The sequence below is a fragment of the Pseudomonas sp. GW821-FHT09C10 genome, assembly GCF_059418085.1.
In genome coordinates this window covers 264,522-278,047 of record NZ_JBWKPE010000005.1, presented here as the reverse complement: position 1 = coordinate 278,047, position 13,526 = coordinate 264,522, and the positions used below count along the sequence as shown (strand labels likewise).

General features: G+C 60.4%; 15 protein-coding genes. 8 read left to right on the top strand and 7 right to left on the bottom strand.

The genetic code is table 11. The features are described 5' to 3' along the window. The first annotated feature begins 74 nt into the window (after positions 1–74). Genes AC07OT_RS12805 through AC07OT_RS12795 form a run of 3 tightly spaced genes read left to right on the top strand, consistent with a single transcriptional unit; the run spans position 75 to position 3,319 of the window. The gene (locus AC07OT_RS12805; RefSeq protein WP_408012055.1) at positions 75–1,325 is read left to right on the top strand and encodes a lipoprotein-releasing ABC transporter permease subunit; all 1,251 of its coding nucleotides are present in this window, start codon (positions 75–77) and stop codon (positions 1,323–1,325) included. 7 nt (positions 1,326–1,332) lie between these two features. Then, positions 1,333–2,016, top strand: coding sequence for a lipoprotein-releasing ABC transporter ATP-binding protein LolD (gene lolD / locus AC07OT_RS12800; protein ID WP_024074097.1), 684 nt, complete (start codon positions 1,333–1,335; stop codon positions 2,014–2,016). Positions 2,017–2,074: 58 nt separating this feature from the next. Further along, complete coding sequence (locus AC07OT_RS12795) at positions 2,075–3,319, top strand: lipoprotein-releasing ABC transporter permease subunit (RefSeq protein WP_495108223.1); 1,245 nt, start codon at positions 2,075–2,077, stop codon at positions 3,317–3,319. Positions 3,320–3,380: 61 nt separating this feature from the next. Here AC07OT_RS12795 and AC07OT_RS12790 read toward each other — a convergent pair whose 3' ends face one another. Together AC07OT_RS12790 and AC07OT_RS12785 are read right to left on the bottom strand one after the other, a co-directional pair. Beyond that, a complete protein-coding gene (locus tag AC07OT_RS12790; RefSeq protein ID WP_495108222.1) occupies positions 3,381–4,736 on the bottom strand; it encodes a heavy metal sensor histidine kinase in 1,356 nt (451 codons plus the stop codon). Next, positions 4,733–5,413, bottom strand: a complete 681-nt coding sequence (locus AC07OT_RS12785; RefSeq protein WP_092490356.1) for a heavy metal response regulator transcription factor — start codon at positions 5,411–5,413, stop codon at positions 4,733–4,735. The genes AC07OT_RS12790 and AC07OT_RS12785 overlap by 4 nt, the downstream gene beginning before the upstream one ends. Before the next feature lie 157 nt (positions 5,414–5,570). On the opposite strand from AC07OT_RS12785, the gene copI reads away from it, so the two are divergent. Both copI and queF read left to right on the top strand, forming a co-directional pair. Then, positions 5,571–6,092, top strand: a complete 522-nt coding sequence (gene copI, locus AC07OT_RS12780) for a copper-resistant cuproprotein CopI (protein WP_495101235.1) — start codon at positions 5,571–5,573, stop codon at positions 6,090–6,092. Between the two features lie 66 nt (positions 6,093–6,158). Beyond that, positions 6,159–6,989: an NADPH-dependent 7-cyano-7-deazaguanine reductase QueF gene (queF, locus tag AC07OT_RS12775; RefSeq protein ID WP_495108221.1), complete on the top strand. Its 831-nt coding sequence runs from the start codon at positions 6,159–6,161 to the stop codon at positions 6,987–6,989. A gap of 63 nt (positions 6,990–7,052) precedes the next feature. Here the strand turns inward: queF and AC07OT_RS12770 are convergent, their stop codons facing one another. Then, complete coding sequence (locus AC07OT_RS12770; RefSeq protein ID WP_027604221.1) at positions 7,053–7,319, bottom strand: DUF4404 family protein; 267 nt, start codon at positions 7,317–7,319, stop codon at positions 7,053–7,055. A 110-nt stretch (positions 7,320–7,429) separates the two neighbouring features. Next, entirely contained in the window at positions 7,430–8,038 is a 609-nt protein-coding gene (gene pcrP / locus AC07OT_RS12765; protein ID WP_092490353.1) for an HAD superfamily inactivated hydrolase PcrP, read from the bottom strand. A gap of 194 nt (positions 8,039–8,232) precedes the next feature. Here pcrP and AC07OT_RS12760 point away from each other — a divergent pair, with 194 nt between their 5' ends. Then, positions 8,233–8,922, top strand: coding sequence for an MlaA family lipoprotein (locus tag AC07OT_RS12760; RefSeq protein WP_027604219.1), 690 nt, complete (start codon positions 8,233–8,235; stop codon positions 8,920–8,922). A gap of 62 nt (positions 8,923–8,984) precedes the next feature. Here AC07OT_RS12760 and AC07OT_RS12755 read toward each other — a convergent pair whose 3' ends face one another. Beyond that, complete coding sequence (locus AC07OT_RS12755; protein ID WP_495108220.1) at positions 8,985–9,281, bottom strand: PilZ domain-containing protein; 297 nt, start codon at positions 9,279–9,281, stop codon at positions 8,985–8,987. A 276-nt stretch (positions 9,282–9,557) separates the two neighbouring features. On the opposite strand from AC07OT_RS12755, the gene rssB reads away from it, so the two are divergent. Both rssB and rssC read left to right on the top strand, forming a co-directional pair. Continuing rightward, a complete protein-coding gene (gene rssB, locus AC07OT_RS12750) occupies positions 9,558–10,739 on the top strand; it encodes a two-component system response regulator RssB (protein ID WP_027604216.1) in 1,182 nt (393 codons plus the stop codon). Continuing rightward, positions 10,739–11,221 (top strand): anti-sigma factor antagonist RssC, encoded by a 483-nt coding sequence (gene rssC / locus AC07OT_RS12745; protein WP_003172602.1) that lies wholly within the window; start codon positions 10,739–10,741, stop codon positions 11,219–11,221. Before rssB ends, rssC begins: the two co-directional genes overlap by 1 nt. Positions 11,222–11,345: 124 nt before the next feature. On the opposite strand, the gene tal is transcribed toward rssC, so the two are convergent. Then, positions 11,346–12,272, bottom strand: coding sequence for a transaldolase (gene tal / locus AC07OT_RS12740; protein ID WP_027604215.1), 927 nt, complete (start codon positions 12,270–12,272; stop codon positions 11,346–11,348). Positions 12,273–12,458: 186 nt separating this feature from the next. Further along, positions 12,459–13,445 carry a tRNA dihydrouridine(20/20a) synthase DusA gene (dusA, locus tag AC07OT_RS12735; RefSeq protein WP_495108219.1) on the bottom strand — a complete coding sequence of 329 codons (987 nt, stop codon included), beginning with the start codon at positions 13,443–13,445 and terminating at the stop codon, positions 12,459–12,461. Positions 13,446–13,526: the final 81 nt, after the last annotated feature.

Below are 13,526 nucleotides of genomic sequence, written 5' to 3'. Positions count from 1 at the left end.
AATGGTCTGAGTGTAAAGCTGCTTACCAGACCCCGCCACCGGGACGTCTTCTTTTCCTCCGAACAAGCCCCGACATGTTCAGACCTCTCTTCGTATTTATTGGCACGCGTTATACCCGTGCAAAGCGTCGCAATCATTTTGTGTCGTTCATTTCCTTGACCTCGATGATCGGTCTCGCCCTTGGCGTGGTCGTGATGATCGTGGTGCTGTCGGTGATGAACGGCTTCGATCATGAGATGCGCACCCGCGTGCTGGGCATGGTGCCCCACGCGACCATCGAGGGCGATGCGCCCATCAGCGACTGGCAAAGCCTGGCCGCCAAGGTCAAGCAGAACCCCAAGGTAGTGGCCGTGGCGCCGTTTACCCAGATGCAGGGGCTGCTGACCAACGACGGCAAGGTGCAGAAAATCCTGCTCAATGCCATCGACCCGGCCCAGGAACGCAACGTCTCGATCATCGACAAGTTCATGTTGCAGGGCAAACTCGACGATCTGGCCCCCGGCAGCTTTGGCATTGTCATCGGTGACAAGGCGGCGGCCAAGCTCGGCGTCGGCATCGGCGACAAGCTGACCTTCGTCGCGCCGGAAGTCACCGTGACGCCGGCCGGCATGTTCCCGCGCATGAAGCGCTTTACCGTGGTCGGCACCTTCCACGTCGGCGCCGGCGAGATCGACGGCTACCTCGGCCTGACCAACCTCACCGACCTGGCCCGCCTGCATCGCTGGCAGCCGGACCAGGTGCAAGGCCTGCGCCTGAAGTTCAACGACTTGTTCGATGCCCCGCGCGGCGCCTGGGAAATCGCCCAGCACCTGGGTGAAAGCCAGTACTACGCCCGCGACTGGACCCGCACCCACGGCAACCTGTACCAGGCCATCCGCATGGAAAAAGCCATGATCGGCCTGCTGTTGCTGCTGATCGTCGCGGTCGCGGCCTTCAACATCATCTCCACGCTGGTGATGGTGGTGAATGACAAGAAGGGCGACATCGCCATCCTGCGTACCCTGGGTGCTACGCCGGGACAGATCATGGCGATCTTCATGGTGCAGGGCACCGTGATCGGCGTGGTCGGCACCTTGATCGGCACCGGGGTAGGCATTTTGGCCGCGCTGAACGTCAGTGCCGCCATCGCCTTGCTTGAAAAGGTGATCGGCCACAAGTTCCTCAACGCCGACGTCTACTTCATCGATTACCTGCCGTCCCAGGTGCAAGCCCAGGACGTGCTGATGGTGGGCGGCGCCGCGTTGGTCCTGAGTTTCCTTGCCACCCTGTATCCAGCCTGGCGCGCGGCACGTACCCAGCCAGCACAGGCCTTACGTTATGAGTGAATCGGGCATGAGTGAAAAAGCAATCCTGAGCTGCCGCAACCTGGGCAAATCCTACGAGGAAGGCCCGGAATCGGTCGTGGTGCTGTCCAACCTGCAACTGGAACTGCATCCCGGCGAGCGCGTGGCGATCGTCGGCAGTTCCGGTTCCGGCAAAAGTACCTTGCTCAACCTGTTGGGCGGCCTCGATACGCCGTCCCAGGGCAGCGTATGGCTGGCCGGTGAAGAACTGTCGGCCCTGAATGAAAAGGCCCGAGGCCAGTTGCGCAACCGCTCGTTGGGCTTTGTGTACCAGTTCCACCACCTGTTGCCGGAATTCACCGCCCTGGAAAACGTGTGCATGCCGTTGCTGATCGGCAAGACCGCGATCCCGGAAGCCCGCCAGCGCGCCAAGGCGTTGCTCGAGCGCGTCGGCCTCGGCCATCGCCTGGAGCACAAACCGGCCGAACTGTCCGGCGGTGAGCGTCAGCGTGTGGCGATTGCCCGTGCCCTGGTGAACAACCCTGGGCTGGTGATGCTCGACGAGCCCACCGGCAACCTCGACTCCCACACCGCCCAGGGCATCAAGGACTTGATGCTGGAACTGAGCACCCAGATGCGCACCGCGTTCCTGGTGGTGACCCATGACATGAGCATGGCCCGCCAGATGGACCGTGTGCTGCACCTGCAGGAAGGTCATCTGGTCGCCATCTGACCTGTTTCAAGCCCGGTGCCTGACGCCGGGTTTTCTATTTTTCCAACGGTGCCCGCGAATGTTCAGACCGTTATCGATTTTCATCGGCACGCGCTATACCCGCGCCAAGCGCCGCAACCGCTTTGTTTCGTTTATCTCGATGACCTCGATGATCGGCCTCGCCCTGGGCGTGCTGGCGATGATCGTGGTGCTGTCGGTGATGAACGGCTTCCAGCGCGAAATGAGCTCGCGCATCCTTGGCATGGTGCCTCACGCCACTGTCGTCGGGGTGAATCCGATCGACGATTGGCAGCCGGTGGCCGCTGCGGCGATGAAAAATCCGCAAGTGACTGCCGCCGTACCGTTCACGCAGATGGACGGGATGTTCTCCTACAAGGGCGCGATGCAGCCGATTGAGATCAGCGGCGTCGACCCGGCCCAGGAAGGCAAGGTGTCGATCGTGGCCCAGCATATCGTGCAGGGCAAACTGGAAGACCTGAAGCCCGGCGAGTTCGGCGTGGTGGTCGGCGAGATCACCGCCCGGCGTTTTCGCCTGAGCGTGGGTGACAAACTGACCCTGATCGTCCCGGAAATCAGCAGCGCGCCCGGTGGTATCACCCCGCGCATGCAGCGTCTGAACGTAGTGGGTATCTTCAAGGTCGGCGCCGAGCTGGATGGCTCCATGGCCTTGATCCACATGGCCGACGCCGCCGAGATACAGCATTGGCAGCCAAACCAGGTGCAGAGCGTGCGCCTGGCGTTGAAAGACCTGTACGCAGCGCCCAAGGTCTCGGCGGACATCGCCGCCAGCCTCGGCAGCGGCTACAAGCCCGATGACTGGACCCACACCCAGGGCAGCCTGTTCAGTGCGATGAAGATGGAAAAGACCATGATCGGCCTGTTGTTGCTGATGATCGTCGCCGTCGCGGCGTTCAACATCATCGCCACGCTGATTATGGTGGTGAACGACAAGGGCGCGGACATCGCGATCCTGCGCACCATCGGCGCCACGCCACGGCAGATCATGGCGATTTTCATGGTGCAGGGCACGGTGATCGGCATTGTCGGCACCTTGATCGGCGGCGTGCTGGGGGTGATTGCGGCGCTGAACGTGAGTGAGCTGGTGGGCTGGCTGGAGCGGGTGAGCGGGCAGCATATCTTCAGTTCGGATGTGTACTTCGTCAGCAACCTGCCTTCGGAGCTGCAAAGTGGCGATGTGGTGCTGATTTGTACGGCCGGGTTTGTGTTGAGCTTCATGGCGACGATTTACCCGGCGTATCGGGCGGCGAAGATTGAGCCGGCGCATGCGCTTAGGTATTCGTAGTCTTTTAGACCGCTATCGGGGGCAAGTCGCACCGCCCCCGATAGGGCCGGCCCATCTTGCATCAATTTACCTCGGGCAGCTCAATCACAAACCTTGTCCACCCCGCCCCGGATTCACAAAAAATCCTCCCTCCGTGTGCCCGCACAATCGACTGGGTAATCGCCAATCCCAGCCCCGCATGCTCGCTGCTGCCTTCATGGCGCGCCGGGTCGGCTCGGTAGAACCGGTCGAACAACCTCGGCAACACGTGCGCTGGAATACCTTCCCCGCTGTTCTCTACCGTCAGTGTCACGCCCCGTGTGCCTTCAACCATCCGCACGCGCACTTGGCCGCCGGCCGGGGTAAACCTGAGGGCGTTATCCAGCAGGTTCGACAGGGCCCGGCGCAGCATGCCACGATCGCCGACGGTTTGCGCGCCGCCTTCGCGTACCAGCGAGACCTGTGCGTCTTCTGCCAGCAACGCGAAAAACTCCAGCAATGTCTCCACTTCATCCGCCAGCACCAACGGCTCACGCTTGGGCACCAGCAAGCCGTGGTCCGCCTTGGCCAGGTACAGCATGTCATTCACCAACTGCGCCATCCATTGCAGCTCTTCCAGGTTGCTGTGCAGCGCTTCGCGGTAATCCTCCAAGGGGCGCGGTTGGGTCAGGATGACCTGGGTCTGGGTCAGCAGGTTCGACAGGGGCGTGCGCAGTTCATGGGCAATGTCGGCGGAGAAGGCCGACAGGCGTTGGAAGGCGTCGTCCAATCGCCCCAGCATGGCATTGAAGGCCTGGGCCAGGTCGGCCAGTTCCGCCGGCATTTGCTGGTGAGGCAGGCGTTGGGTCAAGGAGTGGGCCGACACGCTGGCAGCCACTTCGCCCATGCGCCGCAACGGACGCAAGCCACTGCGTGCAGCCCAGGCGCCCAGCAGCGCGGTGGCCAGGGCCGACAGGCCGACGGTGAGCCAGATCAAATGTTGCATGCGTTGCAGGAAGTGCTGGTGATGGGTGATGTCGAGCATCAGGGTCAGTTGCGGTGAGGCGGGCTGGCCGGGCCTCAAGGGGGCGTTGTACACGCGGTAGTCGGTGCCGGCGTTCTGCAGGGTGTGCAGGCCAGGCGCCTCGGGCAGGCTGACGCTTGGCGCATCGTCCAGCCAGCGCTGGCCGGCGGCGGTGATGCGCAATGTCAGGTCAGGCTGGCGATTGAGTTCGGCTCGCAGCTGCGCTTCGCGTTGGGCGAATGAGTCCAGTGATTCGACGCCCTGCAAGGTACTGCGCAGCGCCACCAGCTTGCTGTCGAGTTGCTGTTGGTCCAGCTCAATGAAGTGCGCCTCGCTGGCACGGTTGAACAGCACGCCGGCGAACAACGAGACCACCGCGGTGCACGCCGCAAACAGCAGGGCCAGGCGGCTGGCCAGGGACAGACGCTGGATCAATGGCTGCGCTCCTCCAGCACATAACCCATGCCGCGCACGGTATGGATCAGCTTGGTGGGGAAGGGATCGTCGACTTTCAGGCGCAGGCGCCGGATCGCGACTTCGATGATGTTGGTGTCACTGTCGAAATTCATGTCCCACACCTGGGAGGCAATCAGCGACTTGGGCAGGACTTCGCCCTGGCGGCGCAGCAGCAGTTCCAGCAGGGAGAACTCCTTGGCGGTGAGGTCGATGCGCTGGCCGTCCCGTTCGACGCGGCGGCGGATCAGGTCCAGGCGCAGGTCGGCCAGTTGCAGGGCGGTTTCCTGCGGCGTGCTGCTGCCACGGCGCAACAGGCTGCGTACCCGCGCCAGCAGTTCGGAGAAGGCAAAGGGCTTGACCAGGTAATCGTCGGCACCCAGTTCCAGGCCGTGCACCCGGTCTTCCACGGCATCCCGGGCGGTCAGAAACAGCACCGGGATCTCCAGGCCGGCACTGCGCACCGCTTGCAGGATTTGCCAGCCGTCGCGACCGGGCAGCATCACATCCAGGATCAACAGGTCATAATCGCCGGTCAGCGCCAGGTGCTGGCCGCTGGTACCGTCGGCCACCAGTTCGGTGGTGAAGCCCGCCTCGGCCAGGCCTTGGCGCAGATAGTGGCCGGTTTTCGGTTGGTCTTCGACGATCAGCAATTTCATGGGCGGCTCTTGGCAACAGTTCACGAGGGGCTTTATACCCTGGGTGCCAGGGGAAGGGCGCAACCTGACAAAGTTGTAATCTAGCAGTCAGCTGGCTGGCAGCGGCGCACTCTTAGAGTGCTGTCCAAGCAGGTTGCACACTTTTTGGAGAATCGAGATGGCATTGCGTACACCCCTGTTGTTGGCGGGCTGCCTGTTGGCGTTGAGTTTCAATGCAATGGCGGATGCGGCCCATACCTATGCGTTCGGCCAGCCGGCATCGGCGGATAAGGCCACACGCACCGTGGAAGTGACGCTGCAGGATATTTCTTTTTCGCCCACGTCCCTGGACGTCAAGGCCGGTGAGACGGTGCGCTTTGTACTGGTCAACAAAGGCCAGTTGCTGCATGAATTCAACCTCGGTGACGCGGCGATGCACGCCGAACACCAGAAGGAAATGCTGCAGATGCAGGCCAGCGGCATGCTCACCTCCACGGGAATGGGCAAGATGGATCACAGTGCCATGGGCCACGGTGAAATGGGCGGCATGAAACACGACGATCCCAACAGCGTGCTGGTGGAGCCCGGCAAGACCGCTGAGCTGACCTGGACGTTTACCAAGGCCACCGGCCTGGAGTTTGCCTGCAACCTCCCCGGGCATTACCAGGCGGGCATGGTCGGCAAGCTGACCGTTGAGTAAGGCGTTTCTTAAGGGCGGGGGCAAAGGCTGGTAGACTGGCGCGGTTTATTTAGCCAGGTTTCCGCCATGCATCCCGCAGCCGAACATTCGCCGCTGGGCAAGTCCAGTGAATACATTTCCACCTACACCCCTTCGTTGCTATTCCCGATTCCACGCGCCGCCAAGTGGGCCGAGCTGGGCCTGAGCGCCGAGACCCTGCCGTACAAGGGCGTGGACTTCTGGAACTGCTTCGAGTTGTCCTGGCTGCTGCCGTCGGGCAAGCCGGTGGTGGCCATCGGTGAATTCAGCATCCCCGCCGACTCGCCGAACATCATCGAGTCCAAGTCGTTCAAGCTGTATCTCAACTCGCTCAACCAGACCGCGTTTGCCGATGTGCAAAGCCTGGAAGCGACCCTGCGCACCGACCTCAGCGCCGCCGCCGGCAAGCCTGTTACCGTGCGTATCCGCAGCTTGGCCGACATTGAGGCCGAAGGCGTGATGGCGTTGCCGGGCACGTGCATTGACGGTCTGGATATCAGTGTCAGCAATTACGAACACCCGCGCCCGGAGCTGCTGCGTTGCGATGACTCGCGCATTGTCGAGGAGAGCGTGCACAGCCACCTGCTCAAGTCCAACTGCCCGGTGACCAGCCAGCCCGATTGGGGCAGCGTAGTGGTTGAGTATCGTGGTGCGGCGTTGGATCACGGGAGTTTGTTGGAATACCTGGTGAGCTTTCGCCAGCACTCGGATTTCCATGAACAGTGCGTGGAGCGCATTTTTCTCGACCTGCAGCGTTTGCTGAAGCCGGAGAAATTGACGGTGTATGCGCGCTATGTGCGGCGCGGCGGGTTGGATATCAACCCTTACCGCAGTACTGAGGATGTGGCGTTCCAGAACGTGCGCCTGGCCCGTCAGTAAGCAAAGGTGGGAGGGGGCAAGCCCTCTCCTACCTTTTGGTTCTGCGCCTGGCTTGGGCTCGGGTCAGATCCCCATGTTGCCCAAGGTGATCATGATATTGCGCAGTGTCCCGGAAATCACCGGGTGCTCAGCGTCGAACTCTATGGCAGCTTGGCTCACATCGTCGGAAATACTCGGCGTTTGAGTGGCCGGTTCAAGTTCAAGTTGCAATTCAAACTTGGCAATCAAGGCTTGCAGAGCATCACGTTTTTCTTCCGACAGCGGCGGTTCCTGTTCCAGCTGCCCGCGCAGGATCTCGACCTGTTCTTCCAGTTTTTTGCGATCAGGCATGACGTTCTTCCTTTTATCGATAGGCACTGGCATAGACCACGGCACGCCGTGAAAGGTCTACGGACTGACCTGTAGATTAATCCACGGGCGCCGACTGTGCATGATCTCGATCAGGGCTTCTCGCCTTTGAGCTGGCGCAGGCTGATGTCAGCCAGGCAGGTGCCGAGTTCACCGAGGTGATCGATCACCGAGTGCACCCCCAGCCCATAGAGCTCGACGGTGGCTTTGCCGCGCTTGTGCTCGCGTTCCTTGTCGCTCAGCGCCTGCCACTGCTCAGGCGCCAGGCCGCACAGCGAACCACAGGAGGCCAGGCCAATGGTCCACAAGCCTGCATTCAGGCCCGATTGCAACAGGCGCGGTTCGCCGCTGACCAGTACGCAGCCTTCCAGGCGTTCAATGTTGAGTTCCATCAAGGCTTGCCAGCAGGCATGAGGGGCGGGCCAGCGGATGGAGGAGGGGGATGCGGCCTTGAGCCAGCCGGGCAGTACGGCGGCCAGTGGTGTGGTTACCGAAGGCGGCAGCTCATCCAGCCAGGCACAGGGGACGCCTTGTTCCTTGAGGCTGCGCAGGATTTTCAGGGCGCCGGGTGTGGCTTGGGAGTCCGGGGAGGGGGAATCGGTGCGTGCCCGGGAACCAAAGTCCACCAGGCAACCACTCAGGCCAAACAGAACAGCAGTCAAGGCGGGCGCGTTGGCGATGGCTATCTCGGCGTGAGGCATGTCGACATCCCTGAAATAGCTGTGACGCTATCGGGGCAGGATGACAAGCAGATGACAGGCGGCTAATTGTAGGAAAATTGTCCATTTGTGTTAGGACGATTCCTGGCAGCTGCCTAATTGGACACTTCCGTCATATACTGACGGCCTTATTCAGGGCATAGCGCCCATGACAGACCATTCAAGGAGCAAAAGCTATGCGCTGGAGCCACTACTTCGCTCAGCTATCGGTGTGTGCCACTGTCCTGCTGGCGCCTTTCGCTGCACAGGCTGCATCGGAAGATGATCCATGGGAAAGCGTCAACCGCCCGATCTTCACCTTCAACGACACCGTTGATACCTACGCCCTCAAGCCATTGGCCCAAGGCTATCAGTGGATCACCCCGCAATTTGTCGAAGACGGTATCCATAACTTCTTCCGCAATATCGGTGACGTCGGCAACCTGGCCAACAATGTGCTGCAGCTCAAGCCCCACAATGCTGGGGTCGACACTGCGCGCTTGCTGGTTAACACCACGTTCGGCGTGCTGGGCTTTATCGACGTCGGCACCAAAATGGGGCTGCAACGCAGTGATGAAGACTTCGGCCAGACCCTCGGTTATTGGGGCGTGGGCAGCGGTCCCTATGTGATGATCCCGCTGCTGGGTCCGAGTACCTTGCGTGATGCACCGTCCAAATACGTGGACAGCTACACCCAACCGTACCGCTATATGAACGATATCGGCTGGCGCAACAGCACCATGGGCCTGAACATCGTTGACACCCGTGCCAGCCTGCTCGACAGTGAGAAACTGATCACCGGCGACAAGTACACCTTTATCCGCAATGCCTACCTGCAGAACCGCGAGTTCAAGGTCAAGGATGGCAAGGTCGTCGACGACTTTTAAGCTGTGATGTTTTGAAATGAAAAAAAGGCGACCCTGGCGGTCGCCTTTTTTATGCGCAGGTTTCAGCGCATTTTCAGGATCCTAAGCCCGAGTTGTTGCTCGTCGCCCGTGCTTTTGGTCCAGACCACTTTCGTGTCAGCCTCCAGGCCCTTGAGCGCCGCGTGCTCTGAATCAATGCGCACGGTGAGCAGGTCTCCCACGGCGAACTGGCGCGGTGCCTGCACCTGCATCCCGGAGCTGGAAAGGTCCACGCAAACCCCGGCAAACTCCTGGCCTTCGTGGAGCAAAGATACTTCGGCATCCACCCGCATGCGGATGAAATCGCGTTTTTCGGCGTAGTCGCGCTCGTGTTCGCCCATCGGTTCCATCCTTACTTTGTGTTGTGGTCTTGGCTGTTCTTATAACTCTCGGTGATTTGCGATGTAAAGACGCCCGGCGACCATCGGCATGAGCTTGAAACCCCTGGCGGATGGGAGTACCGTCTGCGCCTTAGAAGGGCACCTCTGCTTTACAGTTGTGCATGGGGAAAATCCCATTGCGTTGTAGTACAGAGAGGCTAGAAAGCGAATCCAGTACGTGAGCCCGGCCATTGCCGAGCCACCTACGCCAACCTAATTCTGGCGCCGTTTGCCCACATGCAAAAAACCAGTGCCACGCTGCTGATAATCGATGACGACGAAGTAGTGCGCGCGAGCCTTGCGGCCTATTTGGAAGACAGTGGCTTCAGCGTCCTGCAGGCCAGTAATGGCCAACAGGGTCTCCAGGTATTCGAGCGCGACCAGCCCGACCTCGTGATCTGCGACCTGCGCATGCCCCAGATGGGCGGCCTGGAGCTGATTCGCCAGGTGACCGAGCTTGCCCCGCAGACGCCGGTGATTGTCGTGTCCGGTGCCGGCGTCATGAACGATGCCGTGGAAGCGTTGCGTCTGGGCGCTGCCGACTACCTGATCAAGCCCCTCGAAGACCTGGCGGTACTGGAGCACTCTGTGCGTCGCGCCTTGGATCGTGCGCGCCTGCTGGTCGAGAACCAGCGCTACCGCGAAAAGCTCGAAACCGCCAACCGCGAACTCGAAGCCAGCCTTAACCTGCTTCAGGAAGACCAGAACGCCGGTCGCCAGGTGCAGATGAACATGCTGCCGGTCAGCCCCTGGACCATCGACGAATTCCAGTTTGCCCACCAAATCATCCCGTCGTTGTACCTGTCGGGCGATTTTGTCGATTATTTCCGCGTAGACGAGCGGCGTGTTGCGTTCTACCTTGCCGATGTCTCCGGCCATGGTGCTTCCTCTGCTTTTGTCACCGTGCTGTTGAAGTTCATGACGACACGGCTGTTGTTCGAATCCAAGCGTAATGGCACCTTGCCGGAGTTTACCCCCTCCGAGGTGCTGGGCCACATCAACCGGGGCCTGATCAGCTGCAAGCTGGGCAAGCACGTGACGATGGTAGGCGGCGTGATTGATGAAGAAACCGGTCTTTTGACCTACAGCATCGGCGGTCACCTGCCGATGCCTGTTTTATACACTCCCGACAGTGTGCGTTACCTGGAAGGGCGTGGCCTGCCCGTAGGCTTGTTCAATGAAGCCACGTACGAAGACCACATCCTGGAGCTGCCGCCGACGTTCAGCCTGACGCTGATGTCCGATGGCATCCTGGATCTTCTTCCAGAGCCTACACTCAAAGAGAAAGAAGCCGCCTTGCCCCAGAAGGTCAAGTCGGCGGGCGGCAGCCTGGATGGCCTGCGGCAGGTTTTTGGATTGGCCACGCTAGGGGAGATGCCGGATGATATCGCCCTATTGGTGTTGAGCAGGAATCTTTGATGAGTACCGGAAGAATCCAATTCGCCGAGCAAGACGGGACCTTCGTCCTGAAGTTTGTCGGTGAAGTGCGCCTGACCTTGTGTTCGGCGCTGGATGCGACGATTGAGCGGATTTTCACGGCGTTGAATTTCTCGGCGATCGTGATCGATCTGACCGAAACCCGCAGCATCGATAGCACCACCCTTGGGCTGTTGGCCAAGTTGTCCATTCTGTCCCGGCAGAAGGTTGGCCTGTTGCCGACTGTCGTCACCACCCATGAAGACATCACCCGTCTGTTGCAGTCCATGGGCTTCGACCAGGTGTTCAACATCGTTGACCGCCCGATCCCTTGCCCGGAATGCCTCACCGACCTGCCGTCCCAGGATCAGTCCGAGGAAGTGGTGCGGGTCAAGGTGCTGGAAGCGCACAAGATCCTGATGGGCCTCAACGAGTCCAACCGCGAAGCTTTCCACGACCTCGTCAACGCCCTCGAGCGTCACTGATCCGTCTGTCGAACACATGCCAATTGTGGGAGCAAACCCCTTCCCACAGTTGAACTGAGATCGGCTTGAGACAAAAAAAGGGCGGTAACCTCAGAGGTACCGCCCTTTTTGCCGCCTCCGCCGTTTACAGCTTGGCAGACAACAGTGCCTCAAGCTTCTCCTGGTCCCGGGCAAACTGACGAATCCCCTCCGCCAGCTTCTCAGTCGCCATCGCATCCTCGTTGGACTCCCAACGGAACTGCGCTTCAGTCAGATGCACTCGCGCTTCCCCGGCGTGCCCTGGCGACAACTTGCGCTCCAGCTTGCCGTCATCCGCCGCGAGTTTCTCCAGCAGGTCCGGGCTGATGGTCAGGCGATCACAGCCGGCCAGTTCTTCAATCTGGCTCAGGTTGCGGAAACTCGCACCCATCACCACGGTCTTGTAGCCATTAGCCTTGTAGTAGTTGTAGATGCGCGTCACCGACTGCACGCCCGGATCATCAGCGCCGGTGTAGTCGTTGCCATTGGCTTTCTTGTACCAGTCGTAGATACGGCCTACGAACGGTGAAATCAGGAACACGCCGGCCTCTGCACACGCTACCGCCTGGGCAAACGAGAACAGCAGGGTCAGGTTGGTCTGGATGCCTTCTTTTTCCAGCTTCTCCGCCGCGCGGATGCCTTCCCAGGTGGATGCGATCTTGATCAGTACGCGGTCACGGCTAACCCCGGCTTTGTCGTACAGGTCGATCAGACGGTGCGCACGCTTGAGTACGGCGTCAGTGTCGAACGACAGGCGGGCATCCACCTCGGTGGAGATGCGCCCTGGCACAACCTTAAGGATCTCCTGGCCCACGGCCACTGCGAAACGGTCGCTGGCCAAGCCGACATCACCGTTGCAGTCCTGCACGCACTCATCCAGCAGCTTGGCATAGCCCGGGATCGACGCGGCCTTGAGCAGCAGGGAAGGGTTGGTAGTGGCGTCTTGGGGCTTGAGCTTGGCGAGGGTGGAAAAATCGCCGGTATCGGCTACGACAGTAGTGAATTGCTTGAGTTGTTCCAACTTGGAAGTCATGGGCGTGCTCTGTCCTATGGGTCTGATGACATTACCCGAGCGCTGGCAGGCGCTCAAGGGCGCAAATGCGTTCGATCGTTTGCGAGGGCAACAACCTGAAAACAGCCGTTTGAATGCCCGGCGGTACTGCTGAATAGGAGGCCAAAACCGCCAGCAGGTTCAACCCAATTGCCCATGACTGGACACTCAGCGTCCTTCTAACAAAGCGCCGGCTTGATCCAGCAACGCCAGCGGATCACTGGCCTTGTGAATATCCACCGACAATAACTGCCGGAACTTCCTCGCCCCCGGAAACCCCGTCCCCAATCCCAGCACGTGGCGGGTTATATGGTGCATCGTCCCGCCGTTCGCCAAATGCTCCGCAATATAGGGTCGCAACTGCGCCAACGCCTCAGCCCGACTGATCACCGGCGCTTCACTGCCAAACAACTGCTGATCCACCTCCGCCAGCAGATACGGATTGTGATAAGCCTCGCGGCCCAGCATCACCCCGTCAAACGTCTGCAGATGCTCATGGCATTGCTCCAACGTCTTGATCCCGCCGTTGAGAATAATCTCCAGCTCCGGGAAATCCTGTTTCAACTGCGCCGCCACGTCATACCGCAACGGCGGAATGTCGCGGTTTTCCTTCGGCGACAAGCCCTCAAGAATCGCAATCCGCGCATGCACGGTGAAACTGGTGCAGCCGGCGTCCTTCACCGTCCCGACGAAATCACACAACTGGGCATAACTGTCCCTGCCGTTGATGCCGATACGGTGCTTCACCGTCACCGGAATCGACACCGCATCACGCATCGCCTTCACACAATCGGCCACCAGGGCCGGGTGAGCCATAAGGATCGCGCCGATCATGTTGTTCTGGACGCGGTCGCTGGGGCAGCCGACGTTCAGATTCACTTCGTCATAACCGGCAGCCTCGGCCATACGGGCGCAGGCGGCCAGGTCAGCGGGGACACTGCCACCGAGCTGGAGCGCCAGAGGGTGCTCGGCTTCGTTATGGCGCAGGAAACGGTCGTGGTCGCCGTGGAGGATTGCGCCAGTAGTGACCATCTCGGTGTAGAGCAGGGCGTGCTTGGAGAGCAGGCGCAGGAAGAACCGGCAGTGGCGGTCGGTCCAATCCATCATCGGGGCGACGGAAAAGCGGCGGGATAGAGGAGCGGTTTGTAGGGGCATTGGGGATCTGAATCAACGTGGCGAATGGCGCACAGTTTATCAGGGATGGATTCAGGGTGTGGGAGAGGCTTGTTTTGTGGC

What these genes read in the sequence shown, in the direction of transcription:
- AC07OT_RS12805 (WP_408012055.1), top strand. Translation starts at nt 75, where the DNA reads ATGTTCAGACCTCTCTTCGTATTTATTGGCACGCGTTATACCCGTGCA.
- tal (WP_027604215.1), bottom strand. Translation starts at nt 12,272, where the DNA reads ATGACTTCCAAGTTGGAACAACTCAAGCAATTCACTACTGTCGTAGCC.
- rssB (WP_027604216.1), top strand. Translation starts at nt 9,558, where the DNA reads ATGCAAAAAACCAGTGCCACGCTGCTGATAATCGATGACGACGAAGTA.
- AC07OT_RS12785 (WP_092490356.1), bottom strand. Translation starts at nt 5,413, where the DNA reads ATGAAATTGCTGATCGTCGAAGACCAACCGAAAACCGGCCACTATCTG.
- AC07OT_RS12770 (WP_027604221.1), bottom strand. Translation starts at nt 7,319, where the DNA reads ATGCCTGATCGCAAAAAACTGGAAGAACAGGTCGAGATCCTGCGCGGG.
- AC07OT_RS12795 (WP_495108223.1), top strand. Translation starts at nt 2,075, where the DNA reads ATGTTCAGACCGTTATCGATTTTCATCGGCACGCGCTATACCCGCGCC.
- copI (WP_495101235.1), top strand. Translation starts at nt 5,571, where the DNA reads ATGGCATTGCGTACACCCCTGTTGTTGGCGGGCTGCCTGTTGGCGTTG.
- queF (WP_495108221.1), top strand. Translation starts at nt 6,159, where the DNA reads ATGCATCCCGCAGCCGAACATTCGCCGCTGGGCAAGTCCAGTGAATAC.
- AC07OT_RS12760 (WP_027604219.1), top strand. Translation starts at nt 8,233, where the DNA reads ATGCGCTGGAGCCACTACTTCGCTCAGCTATCGGTGTGTGCCACTGTC.
- rssC (WP_003172602.1), top strand. Translation starts at nt 10,739, where the DNA reads ATGAGTACCGGAAGAATCCAATTCGCCGAGCAAGACGGGACCTTCGTC.
- dusA (WP_495108219.1), bottom strand. Translation starts at nt 13,445, where the DNA reads ATGCCCCTACAAACCGCTCCTCTATCCCGCCGCTTTTCCGTCGCCCCG.
- AC07OT_RS12755 (WP_495108220.1), bottom strand. Translation starts at nt 9,281, where the DNA reads ATGGGCGAACACGAGCGCGACTACGCCGAAAAACGCGATTTCATCCGC.
- pcrP (WP_092490353.1), bottom strand. Translation starts at nt 8,038, where the DNA reads ATGCCTCACGCCGAGATAGCCATCGCCAACGCGCCCGCCTTGACTGCT.
- lolD (WP_024074097.1), top strand. Translation starts at nt 1,333, where the DNA reads ATGAGTGAAAAAGCAATCCTGAGCTGCCGCAACCTGGGCAAATCCTAC.